This is a genomic window from Pseudomonadota bacterium (assembly GCA_022361155.1).
Lineage (GTDB): Bacteria > Myxococcota_A > Polyangia > Polyangiales > JAKSBK01 > JAKSBK01.
This window is the reverse complement of record JAKSBK010000417.1, coordinates 1-1,107: the sequence shown is the minus strand read 5'-3', so window position 1 is coordinate 1,107 and position 1,107 is coordinate 1. Positions and strand designations below refer to the sequence as shown.

Genomic DNA, 1,107 nt, shown 5'->3' with positions numbered 1-1,107 from the left:
TCTTGGCCAAGCAGGTCATGGACAGCCTGCTGCGTACCGGGAAGGTGAACCGCGGCTGGTTGGGCGTGGGCATTCAGAATATCGACGAGGACCTCGCCAAGGCGCTCGCCCTGCCCAGTGCCCAGGGTGTGCTGATTACACGGGTCACCGAGGACAGCCCGGCGGCCAGGGGCGGGCTGAAGCGGCGGGATGTGGTATTGCGAGTCAACGGCGAGCGGGCCGATTCCACGGGCAAGTTGCGCAGGTTGATCGCGGCTGCAGGTGCCAACGCCACGGTGAAGCTCGAGGTGCTCCGGGGCGGCCATAAGCTCACGCTCAAGCTCAGGTTGGGAGAACTCAAGAGCGATCGACAGCCCACGAAGCCGGACGAGGAAAAGGCAGGCGGGCTTGCCGGGCTCAGCCTCGAGGAGCTCGACGCGTCAACCCGCGCACGCTACCGCGTCCCGAGGGACGTGCGGCACGGCGTCGTGATCGCGCGTGTCAAGCCGGGCAGTCTGGCCGCACGCAAGGGTCTAAGTCGTGGCGACGTGATCTTGGAGATCGGCCGCCAGCCGGTCAAGAGCGTACGAGGCTTCGTGCGTGCGTACGAACGTGCCAAGGGCCCGGTGGCCGTGCTGGTCCGGCGCCGCGAGGCCACGCTGTACCTGGTCTTGCCGAAGCCTTAGGGCCCGCGGAAGAATAACTCGTGCGTTTCGGTGAGGACTGGGCGCCGCTGGCGAGGCGCGACGACGAGGAGTATTGGGGATACTTCGAGGAGGAGCAATAGACGTCGCCGAGCACGGCCGAACCGATCGGATGGGAGCCGGAGTGCCATGCCACGGCGAGATTCGCCCAGTCGTCGCAGGACCCGTCGCTGCAGTCAGGATTCGTGCGTCGCCCCGCAACCAGCACACTGCGCCCTCGCCTGAGCGCGTCCGTGTACCTGGCAAACGCCAGCCCCTGACCATTCCGATCATCGTAGAAGAGTCGTCGAGCAGGCAGCGCAGCTCTTCGAGCGCCCCCATCGAAACGCGCGGCTCAGCTTCAGCGCGCATCGCCGCGCAGGATACGGGATCCAGCATCCACACAGGGATGCTCACAAGTCGGTTCGGCGCGCCTGTGCCCACC

Annotated in this window: 1 protein-coding gene; it reads left to right on the top strand. The window is 66.6% G+C overall.

Translation table 11 applies throughout. The features are described 5' to 3' along the window. On the top strand, positions 1-665 hold a 665-nt coding region (locus tag MJD61_16130; GenBank protein ID MCG8556793.1), incomplete at its 5' end, for a PDZ domain-containing protein. Between the last annotated feature and the right edge of the window lie 442 nt (positions 666-1,107).